Source organism: Streptomyces daqingensis, assembly GCF_014645895.1.
GTDB lineage: Bacteria > Actinomycetota > Actinomycetes > Streptomycetales > Streptomycetaceae > Streptomyces > Streptomyces daqingensis.
Map to the genome: position 1 here is coordinate 320,956 of NZ_BMMP01000006.1, position 19,023 is coordinate 339,978.

Annotated in this window: 15 protein-coding genes; 9 read left to right on the forward strand and 6 right to left on the reverse strand. The window is 70.3% G+C overall.

Translation table 11 applies throughout. The annotated features are described in order from the left end of the window. Window positions 1-48: 48 nt before the first annotated feature. Window positions 49-1,995, reverse strand: coding sequence for a glycoside hydrolase 5 family protein (locus IEY56_RS11545; protein WP_189037039.1), 1,947 nt, complete (start codon window positions 1,993-1,995; stop codon window positions 49-51). Window positions 1,996-2,182: 187 nt separating this feature from the next. Between IEY56_RS11545 and IEY56_RS11550 the strand changes: the two genes are divergently transcribed. The 4 genes from IEY56_RS11550 to IEY56_RS11565 all read left to right on the forward strand — a co-directional run bounded on the left by IEY56_RS11550 (window position 2,183) and on the right by IEY56_RS11565 (window position 6,433). After that, on the forward strand, window positions 2,183-3,466 hold the full coding sequence (locus tag IEY56_RS11550; RefSeq protein WP_189037040.1) for an ABC transporter substrate-binding protein: 1,284 nt from the start codon (window positions 2,183-2,185) through the stop codon (window positions 3,464-3,466). Window positions 3,467-3,481: 15 nt separating this feature from the next. Further along, complete coding sequence (locus tag IEY56_RS11555; RefSeq protein WP_189037041.1) at window positions 3,482-4,414, forward strand: carbohydrate ABC transporter permease; 933 nt, start codon at window positions 3,482-3,484, stop codon at window positions 4,412-4,414. An 85-nt stretch (window positions 4,415-4,499) separates the two neighbouring features. After that, complete coding sequence (locus tag IEY56_RS11560) at window positions 4,500-5,321, forward strand: carbohydrate ABC transporter permease (protein ID WP_189037081.1); 822 nt, start codon at window positions 4,500-4,502, stop codon at window positions 5,319-5,321. A 62-nt stretch (window positions 5,322-5,383) separates the two neighbouring features. Beyond that, window positions 5,384-6,433, forward strand: coding sequence for a LacI family DNA-binding transcriptional regulator (locus IEY56_RS11565; protein WP_189037042.1), 1,050 nt, complete (start codon window positions 5,384-5,386; stop codon window positions 6,431-6,433). A 25-nt stretch (window positions 6,434-6,458) separates the two neighbouring features. Here the strand turns inward: IEY56_RS11565 and IEY56_RS11570 are convergent, their stop codons facing one another. The 3 genes from IEY56_RS11570 to IEY56_RS11580 form a co-directional block, all read right to left on the reverse strand. Continuing rightward, on the reverse strand, window positions 6,459-6,941 hold the full coding sequence (locus tag IEY56_RS11570) for a hypothetical protein (protein WP_189037043.1): 483 nt from the start codon (window positions 6,939-6,941) through the stop codon (window positions 6,459-6,461). A gap of 185 nt (window positions 6,942-7,126) precedes the next feature. Beyond that, complete coding sequence (locus tag IEY56_RS11575; RefSeq protein WP_189037044.1) at window positions 7,127-7,633, reverse strand: ATP-binding protein; 507 nt, start codon at window positions 7,631-7,633, stop codon at window positions 7,127-7,129. A gap of 368 nt (window positions 7,634-8,001) precedes the next feature. Further along, window positions 8,002-8,769 (reverse strand): enoyl-CoA hydratase/isomerase family protein, encoded by a 768-nt coding sequence (locus tag IEY56_RS11580; RefSeq protein WP_189037045.1) that lies wholly within the window; start codon window positions 8,767-8,769, stop codon window positions 8,002-8,004. Window positions 8,770-8,938: 169 nt separating this feature from the next. Between IEY56_RS11580 and IEY56_RS11585 the strand changes: the two genes are divergently transcribed. Then, the gene (locus IEY56_RS11585) at window positions 8,939-9,232 is read left to right on the forward strand and encodes an ArsR/SmtB family transcription factor (RefSeq protein ID WP_189037046.1); all 294 of its coding nucleotides are present in this window, start codon (window positions 8,939-8,941) and stop codon (window positions 9,230-9,232) included. Next, a complete protein-coding gene (locus IEY56_RS11590) occupies window positions 9,229-9,615 on the forward strand; it encodes a VOC family protein (protein WP_189037047.1) in 387 nt (128 codons plus the stop codon). The genes IEY56_RS11585 and IEY56_RS11590 overlap by 4 nt, the downstream gene beginning before the upstream one ends. A 120-nt stretch (window positions 9,616-9,735) precedes the next feature. On the opposite strand, the gene IEY56_RS11595 is transcribed toward IEY56_RS11590, so the two are convergent. Next, window positions 9,736-11,025: a L,D-transpeptidase gene (locus IEY56_RS11595; protein WP_189037048.1), complete on the reverse strand. Its 1,290-nt coding sequence runs from the start codon at window positions 11,023-11,025 to the stop codon at window positions 9,736-9,738. Window positions 11,026-11,325: 300 nt separating this feature from the next. Beyond that, window positions 11,326-12,555, reverse strand: a complete 1,230-nt coding sequence (locus IEY56_RS11600; protein ID WP_189037049.1) for a L,D-transpeptidase — start codon at window positions 12,553-12,555, stop codon at window positions 11,326-11,328. 326 nt (window positions 12,556-12,881) lie between these two features. Here IEY56_RS11600 and IEY56_RS11605 point away from each other — a divergent pair, with 326 nt between their 5' ends. The 3 genes from IEY56_RS11605 (at window position 12,882) to IEY56_RS11615 (ending at window position 18,794) form a co-directional block, all read left to right on the forward strand. Then, the gene (locus IEY56_RS11605; protein ID WP_229711797.1) at window positions 12,882-14,813 is read left to right on the forward strand and encodes an ABC transporter ATP-binding protein; all 1,932 of its coding nucleotides are present in this window, start codon (window positions 12,882-12,884) and stop codon (window positions 14,811-14,813) included. Next, window positions 14,810-16,876, forward strand: coding sequence for an ABC transporter ATP-binding protein (locus IEY56_RS11610; protein ID WP_229711798.1), 2,067 nt, complete (start codon window positions 14,810-14,812; stop codon window positions 16,874-16,876). Before IEY56_RS11605 ends, IEY56_RS11610 begins: the two co-directional genes overlap by 4 nt. A gap of 304 nt (window positions 16,877-17,180) precedes the next feature. Next, window positions 17,181-18,794, forward strand: a complete 1,614-nt coding sequence (locus tag IEY56_RS11615) for a M4 family metallopeptidase (RefSeq protein WP_189037051.1) — start codon at window positions 17,181-17,183, stop codon at window positions 18,792-18,794. Window positions 18,795-19,023 lie beyond the last annotated feature (229 nt).

Consider the following 19,023-nt stretch of genomic DNA (forward strand, 5'->3'; position numbering starts at 1 on the left):
CTCCTCTCCTCTTCGCGGCCGCGGCCGCCGGGCCGCGGCCGCGCGCCTTCAGGCTGTCAGTTCGGCGACGACGACGCCGTAGGGGGGCAGCTCCAGCCTGCCCAGAGGGCCTCCGTCCAGACCGGTCAGCGTGCCGGCCGTCACGCGCGGCTCCGCCGTCAGCGGCTCCTCGTGCTGGCTGACGAACCACACGAACCGCCGCCCGTCCTCATGCGACATCCGTCCCACCATGACGCGCGGATCGGCGACCGTGACGTCGGGAGAGGCGCCCGCTTCGGCCGCGAGCGCCGCGTACAGCCGCCACGTCGGCTCGGGGTTGACCCTGGGGGTGCGGGCCGCCATGTGCTCGACGGGGTAGGTGCACAGCACGAACGCGCCCTCGCCGGTCCGGTGCCGCAGCAGGGCGGGGCGCCCGTGCGCGTCCCGCGCGACGACCTCGGCGCCGTCCGGTTCGACGGGCAGGCAGGCGCGGGAGTTCTCGTTGCCGGCGACGGGGAAGACCAGCTCCTCGCCTGCCGCGATGCCGCCGAAGTCCCGCTCGAAGACCATGCGCACCGCGTCGTCCTCGATCGGGTCGGCCAGTCCGTACCGCAGCTTCTTGACCACGCCGAACGTCTCGTCCAGCTTGGGCCACCAGGGACCGCGCTGAGTGGCGTGCTCGCCTACGTAGAACGACGCGTAAACGGTCGCTCCGGCGTGCGCCAGGCGCCGCAGCTCGCTCCAGCCGGGCGCTGTGAGCTGCTTGGCCGACGGCAGCAGGTACAGCGCGCAGTCGTCGGGCAGCCCGTCCGCCTCACGTGCGACGCCGACGCCCAGGTCCGCCTCGCGGGCCGCCACGTAGGCCTGGCGGGTGTGGGCGAGGACGCAGGGGCCGTCCTCGGGCTCGGTGAACGGGTAGCGCTTCTCCAGGAACGAGGAGACGACGATCGCCACGCGGGCGTCCGGACGCGACAGCCGGGCGGCGTCCGTGCGCTCCAGCACCTCCGTGAACCGCTTGACCTCCCGCAGCTGCTCCTTGGGACGGCCCTCGCAGTCGGTGAGGCCGAAGTGCATCTCGAACGGATGGTGGCTGTAGGGCTCCCGCTCCTCGAGGGCGTCGTAGTCGGTGTTGTTCCAGGGGATCCAGCCGGTGGCGCCGGCGAGCAGCGTGTTGTGCAGGGTCTGCCGGTAGTAGTGCGCGGCGTTCTCCGCCGAGACGTAGTCGGAGGTGAGCCCGAACTCCTCCATGATCACGGGCTTTCCGCCGATGTCGAGGAGTTCGCAGACGAAGGCGGCGCCGAGGTGCTGCCGGACGGCGTCGGTCTCCATGCGGTAGACGTGCGGCCCGTGGAAGTCGATCAGCGGCTCCAGTTCGCGGATGCGGAAGCCGTTGTCTTCGCCGGAGGTCTCGACGCCCCACGCGCCGTCGCCGATGGAGACCGGCTGCCGCGCGCCGGTGGAGCGGACCGCGTCGGTCATGGTCCTGGCCCAGGCGGCGACGGCCGCAGGGTCGAGGGTGCCGATGCCCCGCGAGGGCCAGTCCGCGTAGAGGGGGACCTCGTTCGTCAGCAGCCATCCGGCCACCGCGGGGTGGTCCTTCCACCGGGCGGTCGTCTCGCGCACGTACCACTCCTGCTGCGCGACGAAGGAGGGGTCGCCGAAGACGTCCCGGCCGTCGCGCCACGCCGGGTCCCAGTTCTGCCCGGACATGTGGCCGACGAGGAACGTCGGAATGGTGTGCATGCCCAGCGCCTCGTGGCGGTCGAGGAAGTCGTCGTAGCGCTCCAGCATCACGGGGTCGAGGGTGTTCTCCCGCGGCATGAAGTCGGGCCAGTAGAAGAAGCTGCGCGTGAGGGTGATGCCGTGCTCGCGCATGGTGCGCAGTTCCTCGTCGACCACAACGGGGTCGTAGTCGCGCCACATGAGCGGACCGCCGGTGCGGGACCAGTAGTTGACGCCGACCCAGAGCTGCGGCCGGCCCTCGGGAGTGGTGAGTTTCGCGGAGTTGCGCTGCATGCGCTGCCCTTCCCGTCCCGGCGGGACTGGATCTCGTACGGCTGAGCGGCACCGGTATATCGTTTAACCGCCTTCGCTGTCGACCCATTGATACTCCTCCGAGGCACTGCTACGGTCCGCTGCCAGTCCACGTAGAACGTTTAACTGCTCTGGTACGGCGCTCGGGCGGACCGGAAGGAGAGAGCCGATGAACCCTCGGTGGACGGCCTGCAGGTGCGCGGCCGCGGCGACGGTCCTGTCGGGGCTGCTCTCGGGCTGCGGAGGCCCGTTGGACCCGAAGACGGACGACCCCGGCACCCTCGTCGTCCACAGCAGCTTCTCCCCCGGAACTCCCGGCGCCGACGTGTACGCCGCCTCCATAAGGGAGTTCGAACGCGAGAACCCGGGGACCGAGGTGAAGAACCTCTACAACCAGGGCGAGCTGTTCAACGTGTTCGAGACCGCGCGGCTGGCGGACAAGGAAGCCGACGTGGTCCTCGTGAACCTCTACGACAAGTCCTTCTCCTGGACCGGACTGGGCGCCACCCTCCCCGTCAACGAGTACCTGAAGGAGTGGAACCTCACCGAGCGCGTACGCCCCTCCGCCCTCAAGGCGTGGACGGACCGCGAGGGCCGGGTCCGCGGCTTCCCGTGGTCGGGCTTCAGCTGGCCCGTCCTGTTCAACACCGACCTGCTGGCCAAGGCCGGCGTCGACGAGGTGCCCCGCACGCTGCCCGAACTGCGCGAGGCCGTCGAGGCCTTGCGCGCCGAGGGCATCACGCCCATGGCGATCGGCGGCAACGACTGGTCGGGCCAGAAGCTCCTGATGCAGATCATGCAGGGCTACATGGAACCGCGGGTGGCCAGAAGGGTGTTCGCGAAAGCGGGCTACTGCGCCGAGCCGCAGGCGATGCGCGGGCTGAGACTGTTCACGGAGCTGCGGGACACTGGCCTGTTCGGCAAGGGAGCGCAGGGCTTCACCGCCGACGAGATGAACGCCGAGTACTTCGGCGAGCGCGCCGCCATGATGTCCGCGCTCACCTCGACCATCGCCTCGGTGCCGGAGAAGGTCGCCGAGCACACGGAGGCCGGAGGCCTGCCGATGCCCGCGGACGGCCAGTACGGGAAGCCCTCGGTCTACACGGGCGACACCTCCACCGGCATCTGGATCACGCCCAACGGGCGGGAGAAGATCGACAAGGTGGAGAAGTTCGTGAAGTTCTTCTACCGCAAGAAGTCGGTCCAGCACTTCGTCGACGACAGCGGGTTCAAGCTCGGCCTGCGCGACCAGAAGGGCTCGGCCGGCTTCCCGCTCGTCACCGAGTCGAACGAGGTCTCCGAAGGGGACGACGTCGCGCGGGTGGTGATGCCCGACAGCCACGTCCCCGCCGCCGCGTCGGCACCCCTGAACCGGGCGACGTCCATCGCCTTCTCCCCGGGCGCGAGTCCGCAGCGGATCTGCCGCGCCCTCGACGTCGCCTACAAGAGCTGAGGGATGAGGACCGACATGGCAACCGGCACGCTCCCCTCCCCCGGCACGGAGGGCGGCTCCGCGGGCACGCCCGGCGCCCGTGCGCGGGGACGGGCGCCGCGCACCACCGTGATGGCGGTTCCCGCACTGCTCTGGTACGCGGCCTTCATGATCGGCCCGATCGGCGCCATCTTCGTGATCTCGGTGCTGCGCTGGCCGGGGATGCTGGCGCGGGTCGGCTTCGCCGGCTGGGACAACTACCGCGCGGTGCTGAGCGACGAACTGTTCTGGTCCGCCGTGCGCAACAGCGCCGTCCAACTCGCCGTCGCCGTACCGGTGATGATCGTCTTCGCGTTCATGCTCGGCTACCACGTCTCCACGAAGCCGCGCGGCTACCGGCTGCTGCGCGTCATCATCTTCACACCGGCCCTGATCTCCGCCTCCGCCAAGGCGATGATCTTCTACGGGCTCTTCGCACCCCGCGGCATGATCAACTACGTCCTCGGCGCGGTCGGACTCGACAGCCTCACGCATACCTGGCTCGCCGATGCCTCCACCGCGTTCGGCTGCATCGTCGCCATCGACATCTGGGCGGGCATCGGCTACACCGCGACGCTCTACGCCGCCCGGTTGTCGGCCCTGCCGGAGTCGGTGTACGAGGCCGCCGAGCTGGACGGCGCCGGCCACTGGCGGCGCATGTGGGGCATCGCCTTCCCCATGGTCAAGGACTACGTCGGGGTGACGGTGATGCTGCAGTTCCTGTGGACGCTCTTCACCTCGGCGCAGAACGTCCTGCTGCTCACGCAGGGTGGGCCCGGCAACGCGTCGACGAACCTCTCCTTCCTCGTTTACCAGAAGGCGTTCCTTCAGTCCGACCTCGGCTACAGCCAGGCCGCCGGCGTACTGCTCTTCGTCTTCGGTCTGACCGGCATGCTCGCCATCCGGCGGGTCTTCCGGCAGTCGTACTGAACCCCCGACCACCGACGGCCCGGAGGAGACCGCCATGACCACCGACGCCACAGCCACCGCCGCCCACGGGCGACGCCGCCCTGGCATCCCGCTGGGGCGGATCGCGGCCCAACTGTGCGCCTGGACGTACGCGTTGATGCTGCTGGCACCGCTGTACTACCTGCTCGTCTCGTCCTTCAAGACCAACGCGCAGATCTTCGACTCGCCGCTGAGCCCGCCCACCTCGCTCTCCTTCGGCAGGTTCGCCACGGCGATCAGCGACGCACGGCTCGACCTGGCCATCGCCAACTCGCTCATCGTCACGGTGAGTTCGCTGGTGCTCGTCCTCGTGCTGGCCCTGCCCGCCTCGTACGCGCTCGCCCGCGCGGGAGGCCGGACGGCCAGGGTGATCGAGAGGGCCTTCTCCCTGGGCTTCCTCATCCCCACCTTCGCCGCGCTGCTGCCCACCTTCCTGCTCGCGGCGGAGCTGGGCCTCTTCCAGACCCGTACGTTCCTTATCCTCTTCCTGCCCGCGACCTCGCTGCCGCTGGCCGTCGTCCTGCTCACGCAGTTCATGCGCACGGTGCCGCAGGAGGTCGAGGAGGCGGCCCGCATGGACGGCGCGGGCAGCGTGACGATCCTCGTCCGCGTCTACCTTCCGATGGTGGTGCCGGGCGTCGTCACCGTCGGAATCCTCAGCTTCCTGCAGTACTGGAACGAGTACCTGTACTCCCTCGTCCTCATCGGGCCGGACGAGGCGCAGCGCACGATCCAGGTCGCCGTGCCCCTCCTCCGCTCCTCGCTGGAGACCGATTTCGGCGTCCTCGCCGCTGGTACCGTGGTGACCCTTCTGCCCGTGTACGTCGCCTACGCCTTTCTCCAGCGCCGTATGGAAGGCGCCATGATCGGCAGTGCGGTGAAGATCTGAACGGTGAAGATCCGCGCGGAGAAGAGCTGAACAGGGCACGGAACGGGACACGAGGAGACCGTATGGCCCGGGGGAGGAACTCCGGCAAGGCGACGATCACGGATGTGGCGGCGGTCGCCGGTGTCTCCGTCGCCGCCGTGTCGAAGGTCGTCAACGGCAAGGGCGGCATCTCCGAACCCACCCGGCAGCGCGTCCTGGAGGCCGCGGCCAAGCTCCAGTGGTCGCCGTCGGCCGCCGCTGTGGCGCTGCGGGGCGCGCGGACCCGCACGCTGGGGATGGTCGTCGGACGGACGGCCGACCTCCTCACCGCGGACCCGCACTTCGCGGTCTTCATCTCCGGTATCGAGAGCCAACTGTCCCCGCTGGGTTACGGGTTGCTGCTGCACATCGTCGGCGAGGAGCCGGAGGCGGAGCTGCGCGCGTACCGCAGGCTCGCCGAGGAGCGCCGCGTCGACGGGGTGATCCTCACCGAGAGCCGCATCGGCGACACCCGTTTCGACCTGATGCGCCGCCTGCGGCTGCCGGCCCTCCTGGTGGGGACGCCATGGCAGGACGACCCCATCCCGCAGGTCCAGGCGGCCGGCCAGGACACCGGTCTGCGGGAGGCCGTCGACCACCTCGTGGAGCTCGGCCACAGGCGCATCGCCTACGTCTCGGGCCCCGAGGACCGGGTGCACACCACGTTCCGGCGGCAGGTCATCGAATCCCGGCTCGCCGGACACGGGCTGCGGCCCAGCCACGTCGTCGTCGCCGACTTCACCGCGCAGGACGCGGCGGATGCCGTGGGGAACCTCGTCGAACCGGCCGCCCAGCGCCCCACGGCGATCGTCTTCGGCAACGACACCATGGCGGTCGCCGGTGTCAGCGCTGCCCGGCGGCTCGGCCTGGAGGTGCCGCGCGACCTGTCCGTGATCGGCTACGACGACCTGCCGCTCGGGGAGATCGTCCATCCGCGCCTGACGACGGTGAACCAGGACGTCGAGCAGCTGGGCCGGGCCGGCGCCGCGGCGCTGCTCGCCCTGCTGGGCGAGGCCGGGGTATCCGATGTGGCCCCGCCGCGCCCGCCGAGCCTGGTCGTGCGCGAGTCCACGGGGCCCGCTCCGCGGGGCTGAGCCGTCGGCGGCTCAGCCCCGGTGGCTACTTCTTCGCCGTCAGCTTCGCCACTGCGCTGTCGTCGTCGATCGAGTCGAAGTCGATGATGAGCTTGTCGGTCTCGAGCCTGCCCTTCGTCCTGCCGAGCCTGCCATTGCACTCACCGCCCGTACAGCTCGTCGAGGACACGGACGAACCCCGGGCCTGCATGGCACCGGACCCGGTGGTGAACACCGTCCGCCAGGAGACCACTCCCTTGTTGATCAGCTCGACGGTGAACTCCTGGACGCCGTACGACGTCTTGGGCCGCAGCACGTCTCCCGCCTCGACCACGACCTCGCACTCCGCGTCGCGGCAGGCGCCCGTGTCGCTGCCGTCGGCCGCGTCCGGCGAGGGAGCCGCCTTCCCCGACCCAGGCGAGTCGTCCTTGCCGCCCGAGGCGCTGCCCGCCCCGTTCGTGGACTTCTCGCCCTCACTGCCGCCGCCGGCCTCTCCGCCGCATCCCGTGAGCAGGGCGAGAGTCAGCAACGTCGTGCAAAGGAGCGGCCGCTTCGATCTCGCGTACCGGTACCGCACGGTCATCTGTCCCCGTATCTCTGTCTGGCACAGCGCTGCCCCCCTCCAGGCCGCGCGCCGATAACTCCCGTTCAGCGGCGCACAGTAGCACTGTCGGGGCGTGCTACCGGGGGGTCGCGCACAAAGGTGACACCACGTCAGGAACCGGTGATCCGCATCTCGAACCAGGTGGTCTTGCCACGGGGCAGCAAGTCGACGCCCCACCTGCCGGAAAGGGTGTCGACGAGGAACAGCCCCCGCCCGCTGGTGTCGAGGCCGTGTACGGGCAGGAGGCAGGGCAGGCCGCGAGAGGGATCGCGGACCTCGACGCGGATCCAGTCGCGCCGTCTCATCATGCGCAGCCCGAAGACGTGCGCCCCGGTGTGGCGTACGGCGTTGCCGACGAGCTCCGACACCAGCAGGACGGCGTCGTCCACGAGGGCGCCGGGAAGGCCCCAGTGCGACTCGGTCACCGTACGGGTCATCTCGCGTGCGCAGCGCGCGGCCTCGGGGCGGTTCGGCAGCCGCACCTCCGCGATCGTGGGGTCGCCGAAGAGTTCGAGGACGCTGTTCGCCGAGTCGTCGCTCGCCGGTTCACCCGGGACTTCTGGCACTCGCTCGGTCACGCTCGCCACTTCTCCCTGTCCCGCCATGGCCACCATCATGGCGGGAGCTGGGGAGTCGTGGGGCTGTTACCTCAGATCCCGGCGGCGGAACCAACTGCTCCGCTCCGGTCGCCACTTGACGGCCCGCCACCCGTCCCCGGACCCGCGAGACCCTGCGACCAGGGACGACGCGCCGCAGGAGCGGACCGCCGGACGGCGCGGCGTACGCCTGCGTCACCGGGGGCGAGTTCTCGACCATTCCCCCACAAGGTGGGGCGCACGAGGGAGGCGCCGCGCGCACCGTGGCGCCAGTGCGGGAGAGGCGCCCGCGGGAAGCCCTCCGCCCGGCACCGGAGGCGTGGCGCTCTCCCGGGCCGGACCGGCCGGCGGCTCCGCCGGACGGACACGACCCCCGAAGCCCGGGGCGGTCAGCGGAACTTGGCCTTCCCCGGACCTTCCTCGACGAAGCTGCGCATGCCCGTCGCCCGGTCCTCGGTGGCGAACAGTCCGGCGAACCAGTTCCGCTCGACCGCCAGCCCCGTGTCGATGTCGGTCTCCAGGCCCACGTCGACGGACTCCTTCGCGGCACGCAGCGCGATGGCCGGCCCGGCGGCCAGCCGCGACGCCCACTCCTTCGCCCGGTCGTAGACCTCCTCGTCCGGCACGACCCGGTCGACGAGCCCCATCTGGAGCGCCTCGGGCGCCTTCACCTGACGCCCCGTGAAGATGAGGTCCTTGGCCTTGGAGGGGCCCACCAGACGGGAGAGCCGCTGGGTGCCGCCGGCACCGGGGATCAGGCCGAGGAGGATCTCCGGCTGGCCCAGCTTCGCCCCCTCGCCCGCGATGCGGATGTCCGCGCAGAGCGCCAGTTCGCAGCCGCCGCCGAGCGCGTAGCCGGTCACGGCGGCCACGACGGGCTTGGGGATGCGGGCGACCGCCGTGAAGGAGTCCTGCAGCCCCTTGGACCGCGACACCATGGCCGCGTGGTCCATGGCCTGCATCTCCTTGATGTCGGCCCCCGCCGCGAAGACCTTCTCCCCGCCGTAGATCACCACGGCCCGGACGTCCTCCCGTACGGACGCCTCTTCCGCGAGCTCACGGAGCCGGTCCTGGGTGGCGACGTCCAGGGCGTTCATCGGGGGACGGTCCAGGCGGATCGTGCCGACGCCTTCGGCGACTTCGAGATTCACAGTCATGGGGGAAGGTTAACGGCCGTTACCGGCTGGGCCTCCGGTGCCGTTCCTCACAGTGGGCCGGGGTGGGGGCCGGGGCCGGACGCGAGGCCGGGAGCAGCCGTAGGACCGCCGGCGACCGGTCCGGCCGACCACTTGATAGGAAAGCCGTCACTTTCCTATGCTGGTGGCCGTGGCGGAAGACGTCTTCAAGGCCCTGGCCGACCCCACCCGTCGCCGCATCCTCGACGAACTGGTGGAACGGGACGGCCAGACCCTGTTCGAGATCTGCGCGCGGCTGGTGTCCAAGCACGGCATCGGGCTGTCCCGGCAGGCGATCGGCCAGCACGTGGCCGTGCTGGAGTCGGCGGGCCTGGTCCGTTCGCGGCGCCAGGGCCGCTACAAGTTCCACGACATCGACACCGAACCCCTTGAGCACATCGCGGCACGGTGGCTCAGACCCGACGCACCGGAAGGCACACCATGAGAATCCACCTGTCGAGCGTCTTCGTCGACGACCAGGAGAAGGCCCTGCGCTTCTACACGGACGTGCTGGGCTTCGTGAAGAAGAACGACATCCCCCTGGGCGAGTTCCGCTGGCTGACGGTGGTCTCCCCCGAGGACACCGACGGCACCGAACTGGTGCTGGAGCCCGACGCCCACCCCGCGGTGAAGCCGTACACGTCGGCGCTGGCGGAGGACGGCATCCCGGCCGCGTCCTTCGCGGTGGACGACGTGCGCGCGGAGTACGACCGGCTCCGCGAGGCCGGGGTGCGCTTCACGCAGGAGCCGCTGGAGATGGGGCCGGTCACCACGGCGGTCCTGGACGACACCTGCGGCAACCTGATCCAGCTGGCGCACAGCGCGTAGACGCTGCGCCGCCGGCAGCAGAGGCGCCCGCGGTCTCCACGGAGCGTGGAGAGCGCGGGCGCCTCGCCTGTCATGGACGCCGGTCCCGGGCGGCGGTCTGCGTGCCGCCGGCCCTGTCCGTCAGTCCTGCTCGGCCTTCCACTCGTCCCAGTCCATGTTCCAGCCGTTGAGTCCGTTGTCGGGCTGGATGGTCTTGTCCTTGGAGTTCTTGATCTCCACGACGTCGCCGACGATCGACTCGTTGAAGAACCAGGCGCCGGGCGTCCCCTTGTCGCCCCCGCCCTTCTTGTCGAACAGTCCGACGCAGCCGTGGCTGCCGTTCGTCGCGCCGAACGCGGACTGCGGGAGCCAGTAGTTGCCGTGGATGAAGGTGCCGGAGGTGGACAGGCGCATCGCGTGCGGCACGTCCTTGATGTCGTATCCGCCGTCGTCCTCGTTGCGGCCGAAGCCGACGGTGCGGCCGTCCATCCGCGTCACCTTGTGGCGTTCGCTGATCACCATGCGGCCGTTGTAGGTGGGGTGCTCCGGGCTGCCGGAGGTGATGTCCACCTTCTTGATCTCTTCGCCGTCCCGCGTGACGGTCATCTGCTTCTTCTTCGCGTCGACGACGCTGACCTGACTGCGCCCGATCTCGAAGTTCACGGACTTGTCCTGCTCGCCGTAGACGCCCTCGAAGCCCTCGACGCCGTCCAGATTGAGGTCGAGTTCGACCTTGGTGCCGGACTTCCAGTACTCCTCCGGGCGGAAGTCGAGCCGGCTGTCGCCGAACCAGTGGCCCTCGACTTCGACCTTCGGGTCGGCGGTCACGGATATCGCCTTCTCGACAGCCGCACGATTCTTGATCGCGTGATTGAAGTTGATCGAGACGGGCATCCCCACACCCACCTTGTCGCCGTCCTCAGGCGTGAAGCGGCCTACGAAGGTGCTGCCGGGCTTGAGCGTGGTGAAGGCCGCGCGCTCCGTCTTCTCGCGCCCCTCGGAGTCCTCGGCCAGCGCCTCCACGGAGTACTTGGTGCCCGTGGCCAGATGCGTCTCCGGCTGCCAGGCGGTACCCCGCTTCGCGATGCTGCCCTTTATCCGGTTGCCCTCGGAGTCCTCGACCCGGACCTTCACGAGCTTGCCCTTGGACGCCTGGACCTTCAGCGCGCCGTCCGTGTCGACGCCGTCCGCCCCGTCCTTGGGGGATATGTCGAGGACCGCCTGTGAAGGCTTGTCCTTCTCCTTGCCCTTGCCCTCGTCGCCCGCGGCGCCGCCCGCACCCCCGCAGGTGGTGAGCGTCAGCAGCAGCACCACGGCGAGTGCCACCAGTCCCACTGCCGACCCGCCTATGAGCTGGGCCCTGCTGTCCCCCCGTATCGCCTCAGGGTTCAGCTTCTCCTTGACGTCCTTGGCGACGGCCTTCAGATCCACAGCGGGCTACTCCCCTCGCACGGCTGCTCGCGCACTCAGCGCGCACCCCCCGACGCGATATATACAACTCTCCGGCGCTAGATAATCACACCGTGCTGGCGAGCGGGATCCCCGCGAGTGTCACTGTTCCGTCGCGATTTCCCGGGCTCCGGCGGACCTCACACGTGGTTTGCACGCGACCTCGGACATGACCTCATATATGCCTTCCGGCACGGCGTCCGCCGTCACCACGGGCGCCCCGCCGCACCAGTCGGCGTTGCCTTTCCACCGGTCGGTACGAGGGCCGGAACGCGTCCCCGGTCAGTCGAGAACGGAGCCGGCGGTCCACTCCTGCCACGGCATGTTCCAGCCGCCCAGCCCGTTGCCCGGCGCGACCGTGCGCTCGCCAGAGTTCCGGACCGTCACCACGTCGCCGACGAGCGAGCTGCGGTAGAAGGCACCCGCTGCGCTGCGCGGGTCACCGCCCTTCTTGTCGTGCAGACCGATGCAGCCATGGCTGACGTTGGCCCGGCCGAAAGTACGCCTCGGAGCCCAGTAGTTGCCGTGCAGGAACGTGCCGCTCTCGGTGAGGCGCATCGCGTGCGGCACGTCCTCGATGTCGTACTCGCCGCCGAAGCCGACGGTGCGGGCGTTCATGCGCGTCACCTCGAACTTCTCGCTGACGACCATGTGCCCTTCGTACGTACGGTTCTTCGTCGATCCGGCGGTCACCGGAACCCGGCTCACCACGGTGCCGTCGCGCTGCACCGTCATCATGTGGCGGCCGGCGTCCACGACCGAGCGCTGGTCGCGTCCCACGTCGAAGTGGACGCGCTTGCGCTGCACCCCGTACACGGACGGCGCCGCCCGCACGCCGCGCAGCCGCAGGTCGAGAGTGACGCGGGTGCCGGGCTTCCAGAACTCCCGCGGGCGGAAGTCGAGTCGGGAGTCGCCGAACCAGTGCGGCGCGACGCGCACCTGAGGCTTCGCCGACACACGTACCGCACGCTCGACGGCGGCACGATTCTCGATCGGGCGGTTGAACTTGATCGAGACGATCATGCCGGTGCCGACGGTCTGCCGGTGCTCGGGCGTGAAGAAGCCGATGACACGGCGGGGCTGCGGCTTGGTGGTGAACGTGGTGTGGCGCGCCGCGCGGCGGCCGTCCGCGTCCTCGGCGACCACGTCGACGGCGTACTTGCTGCCGAGACGCAGCCGTCGCTCCTCCGGCAGCCAGGCGGAACCGTCGCGGGAGATGCGACCGGGCAGTTCGTGCCGGGCGCCCCTGCTCCGCAGGGTCACGCGCACCCGCTTCAGCGTGCCGTCCACAACGGAGACGCGCAGCTTCTCACCGGCCGGCACGCGCTTGGCGCCGTCCACCGGCGTCACCTTGATGACCTGGGCCGGGGTGCGGGCGGCCTCGACGAACGTGCCGCAGCCCGCCACCCACACGCCCATCACGCTCAGCAGACCGAACGCGCACGTGCGCAGCCCGGTCCTCCTCACCGCTGCCGTGCCGCCTGACCGCACCGCCCGCCCCACCCGTTCCATGTCCGCACTCCCCGTGAAGCTCGTCCGTAAGGAGACCAACGACCCGCCGCCGCGTGGGAAACGAATCGCTCACGCGGGTGCGCGAGAGGCCCCTGTGCCGGAAGCATCGCGTGTGGACCACCGCCGGGCGAGGACCGACTCGGCCGGGACAAAAAGCAGGTGAAGGACGGGAGCGGTCAACCGTAGTCTCAGCAGCGATGGCTGCCGGTGACGGGACGATCTGTGCGGACAGTACGAATGGCACGAGCGGCGGAGCGGTGAGCGGCACGGGGGACGGCCGAGCCGGGGAGGACGGCGCAAGCACGGGGCGGGGGAAGAGATCCGCGGTGCGCTCGCTGCTGCGCCTGTGGCCGTACGTACGCCCTGTGCGGGTACGGATGTTCGCAGCCGCGTTCGTGGCGATCCTGGGCTCCTGCACCGGCCTTGCCATCCCGCTCGTACTGAAGTGGCTCGTGGACGGCCCCGTGGCGGACCGGGACACCGCGGGCGTGTGGCTGGGCGGAGCGCTCCTGCTGGGCGTCGGCGTGCTGGAGGCAGCGCTGTTCGGGTTCCGGCGGTGGCTGAACGCACGGCCGCTGGCGTCCGTGGAGGCCGCGATGCGAGCCGACGTCTACAGCCGACTGCAGCGTCTCCCGGTCTCCTTCCACGACCGGTGGCCGAGCGGGCAGTTGCTCTCCCGGGCGACGACGGACCTTCAGCTGCTGCGGATGTTCCTGGCCTTCGGTGTGACCTTCCTGCTGGTCAACAGCGTGACCGTGGTGGTGGGTTGCGTCGTGCTGCTCGCCCAGGAGTGGACGCTCGGACTGATCATCCTCGGCCCTGTGATCCCGCTGGTGATGCTGTGCACGCTCTTCGAGCAGCGGTACGCGCTGGCCGCCCGCAAGGCGCAGGACCAGATCGGCGACCTCACGACCGTCGTCGAGGAAGCGGTGCTCGGCATCCGCGTCATCAAGGGCTTCGGGCGGCACCGCAGTCAGGCACGGGCCTTCCGCGCGCTCTCGGAGCGGCTGCTCGACACGGAGCTGCGCAAGGCGCGCCTGCTGGCGGGCATCTGGGCGCTGATCATGACGCTGCCGGAGGTCGCCATCGGTGCGGCGCTGGTGCTCGGCACGGTGCAGGTGTCGGACGGGGAGCTGTCGGCGGGGACCCTGGTGGCCTTCGTCTCCACCGCGCTGACGCTGCGCTGGCCCATCGACTCCTTCGGTTTCCTGCTCGCGATGAGCAACGAGTCGGCGACGGCCACCGACCGCTTCTTCGAGGTCATGGACGAGCCCGTACCGCAGGACGTCCTGCGTGAACCGGGCGGAGTAAAGGGGCCGGACGGCTCCGGGCGCCGCGACGGGCTGAGGTTCGAGGGCGTCCGCTTCCGCTACCCCGACGCGCAGCCCGGCAGCCCGCCCGTCCTGGACGGGGTCGACCTGCACGTCCGTCCTGGGGAGACCATGGCCCTCGTCGGTGCGACGGGCAGCGGCAAGACGACCCTGACGGCACTCGTCCCGCGTCTCCACGAGACGACTGCCGGGCGCATCACGCTGGACGGCGACGATGTCGCGGCGCTCAGCCGGGCCGAGTTGCGCTCCCGCGTCGCCGTCGCGTTCGAGGAGCCCACGCTCTTCTCGGCGAGCGTCGCGGAGAACGTGCTGATGGGGGCGGGCGGTCCGCCGAGCGAGGCGGACGCGGACGTCCCCGAGCCGCGCACGGCGGAACACGGGGGCTGGGGCGCTGCCTCCGGGACCCTCGGCAGCTCCTCCGCGACGGCGGAAGAAGAGGAGCGGGCCGGCCTCCGGAGCGCTCTGCGCGTCTCGCAGGCCGCGGAGTTCGTGGACGCCCTGCCGCACGGCGCGGGCACCCAGGTCGGGGAGCAGGGCCTGAGCCTTTCGGGCGGGCAGCGGCAGCGGCTCGCCCTGGCCCGTGCGGTGGTGGGGCAGCCGGAGTTCCTCGTACTGGACGACCCCCTCTCCGCGCTCGATGTGCACACGGAGGCCGCTGTCGAGGCCGCGCTGCGCGAGGTGCTGGCGACGACGACGGCACTCGTCGTCGCGCACCGCCCGTCGACCGTGCAACTGGCCGACCGTGTCGCGCTGCTGTCGGACGGGCGCATCGCCGCGGTGGGGACGCACCACGAACTGCTGGAGAGCAGCGCCGAGTACCGCTGTCTGATGACGGGCGAGCGTACGGCCGGAGCGGAAGCCGGCGCCCGGGGTCCCGGTCGCCTTTCCGCCGCCGACCCGAACAGCTGTGAGGGGGAGCCGAGTTGACGGGCACTGTGCGACCGGCGGACCGCGACGAGGAGCCGGACGGCCCGGAGCACGTTCCGCAGGCCGTGACGCAGCAGGGTTCGCGGGCGGTACCGGTAAAGGGGAAGGCGGCGGAGGACGGAAACCGCCGGCACCGCCCGGAAGTCCTCGTCCGGCCCGGCGCACCCCCGCGCCCCGCCACGGCCGGAGCGGCGGCCACGGCCGGAGCGGCCAAGGAGGCCGGCTCAGGCGGACCGGCCGGACCGGCAGAACCGGCAGATCCAGCCGACGCGTTCGACAGGGACGTCCTGCCCGCGCCCCCGCACGCCGCCCGCTCCCTGCTGGCCTCCCTGCTGCGCCCACGCCGCGGGAAGGTCGCGGTGGCCGCGCTCGTGCTGCTCCTCCAGCAGGCAGCCGTGCAGGCGGGCCCGCTCCTCGTCGCCTTCGCGATCGACCGCGCCGTCCCCGCCCTGCGCGCCGGTGACAGCGGCCCGCTCGTCGCCGTCGGAGCCGCGTATCTCGGCTGCGCCCTCGCCTCCGGCCGGCTCCAGTTCGCGTTCGTCGTCGCCGCGGCACGGATCAACCAGCGCGTCCTGATGGAGCTGAGAGGCCGCATCTACCGGCACGCCCAGGCGCTCGACGTCGACTTCCACGACCGCTACACCTCGGGACGGCTCATCTCGCGCTCCACCACCGACGTCGAGGCACTGCGCGAACTGCTCGACGAGGGACTGCAGGAGCTGATGGCCATCGTGCTGTCCGTCTTCTACATCCTGGGGATGCTTCTCTGGCTGGACGTCGGCCTCGGGACCGCGGCCGTGGCGAGCTTCGTCCCGCTTGCGCTGCTCGTTCACGACTTCCGGCGCCGCTCCGTGCGCGTGTACCGGAGCAAGTCGACGGCCATGGCCTCCGTCATCGTCAAGTTCGCCGAGACGGTCAACGGCATCCGCCCGGTCCAGTCCTTCCGCCGCGAGCGTGCGAACGACGAGTCGTTCGCACGTCTCAACGGCGTCCACGAACGGGCCAACGGCGACGCGCTGCTGGAGATGGCCCGCTATGTCGTCCTCTCCAGGTTCACCGCGAACGCGGCGCTCGCCGCGATGGTGCTGTGGGGCGCCCACCGCGTCGCCTCCGGTGAGCTCGGGCTCGGCGTGCTCGCCGCGTCCGCTCTGTATCTGCGCCGGCTCTACGACCCGATCGACCGGCTCGGGATGTTCCTCAACTCCTGGCAGTCGGCGGCGGCTTCGCTGGAGAAGATCGCGGGGCTCCTGGCCCAGCGGCCCGCGGTCCCCGAACCGGCCGCGCCCCGTGAGCTTCCCGCCCGTGCCGGAGGGAAGGGGCGCGAAGTCGTCTTCGACCGGGTGGACTTCGGCTACCGCACGGGCGGCGAGGTCCTTCCCGCCTTCGGCCTGACGCTCTCCGCGGGGCAGACCGTCGCCGTCGTGGGCGCCACGGGCGCGGGCAAGTCCACGCTCGTCAAGCTGCTCGCCCGCTTCTACGACCCCACCGGCGGGCGCGTCCTCCTCGACGGCGTCGACCTGCGCGACGTGGAGCCCGGCGCGCTGCGCAGCAACGTCGTGATGGTCACCCAGGAGGCCTTCCTCTTCTCCGGCACCGTCGCGGAGAACATCGCCATCGGCCGTCCCGACGCGACGCGGGAGGAGATCGAGGCCGCCGCGAAGGCCCTCGGCGCCCACGACTTCATCGACTCGCTCCCCGACGGATACGACACGGACGTACGCAAGCGCGGCGGCCGCATCTCCGCGGGGCAGCGGCAGCTGGTGGCCTTCGCGCGCGCGTTGCTCGCCGATCCCGCCGTGCTCATCCTGGACGAGGCGACCTCCTCGCTGGACGTCCCGGGGGAACGCGCCGTGCAGCAGGCGATGCTGACGGTCCTGCGGGGGCGTACGGCCGTGGTGGTGGCCCACCGGCTCTCCACGGTCCTCGTCGCCGACCGGGTGCTCGTGATGGAGGAGGGGCGGATCGTGGAGGACGGTCCGCCGGCGCAACTGATCGCCGGGAAGGGCAGGTTCGCCGGACTGCACGAGGCGTGGCGTGAAAGTCTCGTCCGGGGCGTCCAGTAGGGCGGCACGGCGAGCGCCACAGGTGTAAACCACTCGACGCGCGTCCGACCTGCGGAATGGTCAATTCCCAGGTCACGCGCGTCCGTTATCCGGTACAGGCCGTTGAATCAGCGAACAAAGTTCTGGTCAAGCTGTGAACACTCTCTGCCCGAAACAGTGACATGCACACGTGCTCGATGGCAGGGTGCTTCTTGTTACTCGCGCGTTCGAGTGACGCACACCTATTCATGCCCTAAGTTCCACAGTTCTGCCCGGGCGGCAGCCAGAGCCGCCGTCCGGCCCCCACGGCAGAAGGAGCCACTCCGTGAAGTCCCTCACCAAGCAGCAGCGGATATCCGCGTTCGCCGCGACCGCCGCACTCCTCGTTGCGGGTATCACCGCCGGTACCGCGACGGCCGGTTCGTCCGCCGAGGACTCCGGCATGCGTACCGGCGCCCAGGCCATGAAGCTGTCCGCGGCCCAGAAGACCTCGCTCATCAAGAAGGCCGACACCGCCTCCGCGAAGGCCGCCGACGCCAAGACCCTCGGCCTGGGCTCCAAGGAGGAGCTCCGCGTCAAGGACGTCGTGAAGAACAAGGACGGCGCCACGCACGTCCGTTACGCCCGCACCTTCGACGGCATGCCGGTCCTCGGCGGCGACATGGTGGTGCACAAGACGAAGTCCGGTAAGCACACCGGCGTCACCAAGAGCACCAAGGCGGACATCGCCGTCTCCACCAAGGGCGTGAAGGCCTCCGCGAAGCCGGCCACGCCGAAGGCCAAGGGCAGCAAGGCCCCGCGTCAGGTCGTCTTCGCCCTCACGGGCAAGCCGGTTCTGGCATGGGAGACCGTCGAGGGCGGCCTGCAGAAGTCCGGCGCCCCGAACCAGCTGCACGTCATCACGGACGCGAAGACCGGCAAGAAGATCTTCGAGTTCCAGGGTGTCCACGAGGCCGACGGCACCGGCGCCAGCATGTACAGCGGCGAGGTCAAGCTCACCACCGGCGGCTCGGACGGCGCGTTCACGCTGAGCGACGAGACCCGTGGCGGCAGCAAGACCACGAACCTCGAGAACGGCGAGAGCGGTGACGGCAAGGACTTCACCGACGAGGACAACAAGTGGGGCACCGGCAAGGCCGACGACCCGCAGACCGCCGCTGTGGACGCCCACTACGGCGCCCAGCAGACCTGGGACTTCTACAAGGACGTCTTCAAGCGTGAGGGCATCGCCGGCGACGGCAAGGGTGCTCCCAGCCGCGTCCACTACGGCGACAACTACGTCAACGCCTTCTGGGACGACAGCTGCTTCTGCATGACCTACGGCGACGGTGAGGGCAACAAGGCCCCGCTCACCTCGCTCGACGTCGCGGCCCACGAGATGACGCACGGCGTCACCTCCACGACCGCGGGTCTGATCTACGCGGGCGAGTCCGGCGGCCTGAACGAGGCCACCTCCGACATCTTCGCGGCGGCCACCGAGTTCCACGCCCCGGAGAACCAGGAGGACGTCGCCGACTTCCTCGTCGGCGAGGAGATCGACATCAACGGCGACGGCACCCCGCTGCGCTACATGGACAAGCCGAGCCAGGACGGCAACTCGCTCGACGAGTGGAGCGACCAGGCCGGCGACGTGGACGTGCACTACTCGTCCGGTATCGCCAACCACTGGTTCTTCCTGATGTCCATGGGCAGCGGCAAGTCGGAGAAGAACGGCGTCGAGTACGACTCCCCGACCTCCGACGGCTCGACCATCGAGGGCATCGGCATCACCAAGGCCCAGGAGATCTGGTTCAAGGCGCTGACCGAGAACATGACCGAGAACACGGACTACGCGGCGGCCCGTGAGGCGACCGTCAAGGCGTCCAACGACCTCTTCGGCGCCGACAGCGCCGAGACCAAGGCGGTCGAGGCAGCCTGGACGGCCGTCAACGTCAAGTGACCGTATGACCGCCGCACGGTAGCCGGGAGTCCGCACAGCTCCCGGCCGCCGGAGGCACCGTCGCACACGGACGGGGCGGGAGTCGCGCGCGATACAGCGCCGCGGCACCCGCCCCGTTCGCGCGCGGTGCGGCCACCGCGCCCGGAGCGAGCCCCCCGTTATGTTTTTCGCGGTCCTGCAATGGGGCCGTTGGCCTCCGGGCCCGGCATGACTGTTGCCCCCTGTCGAA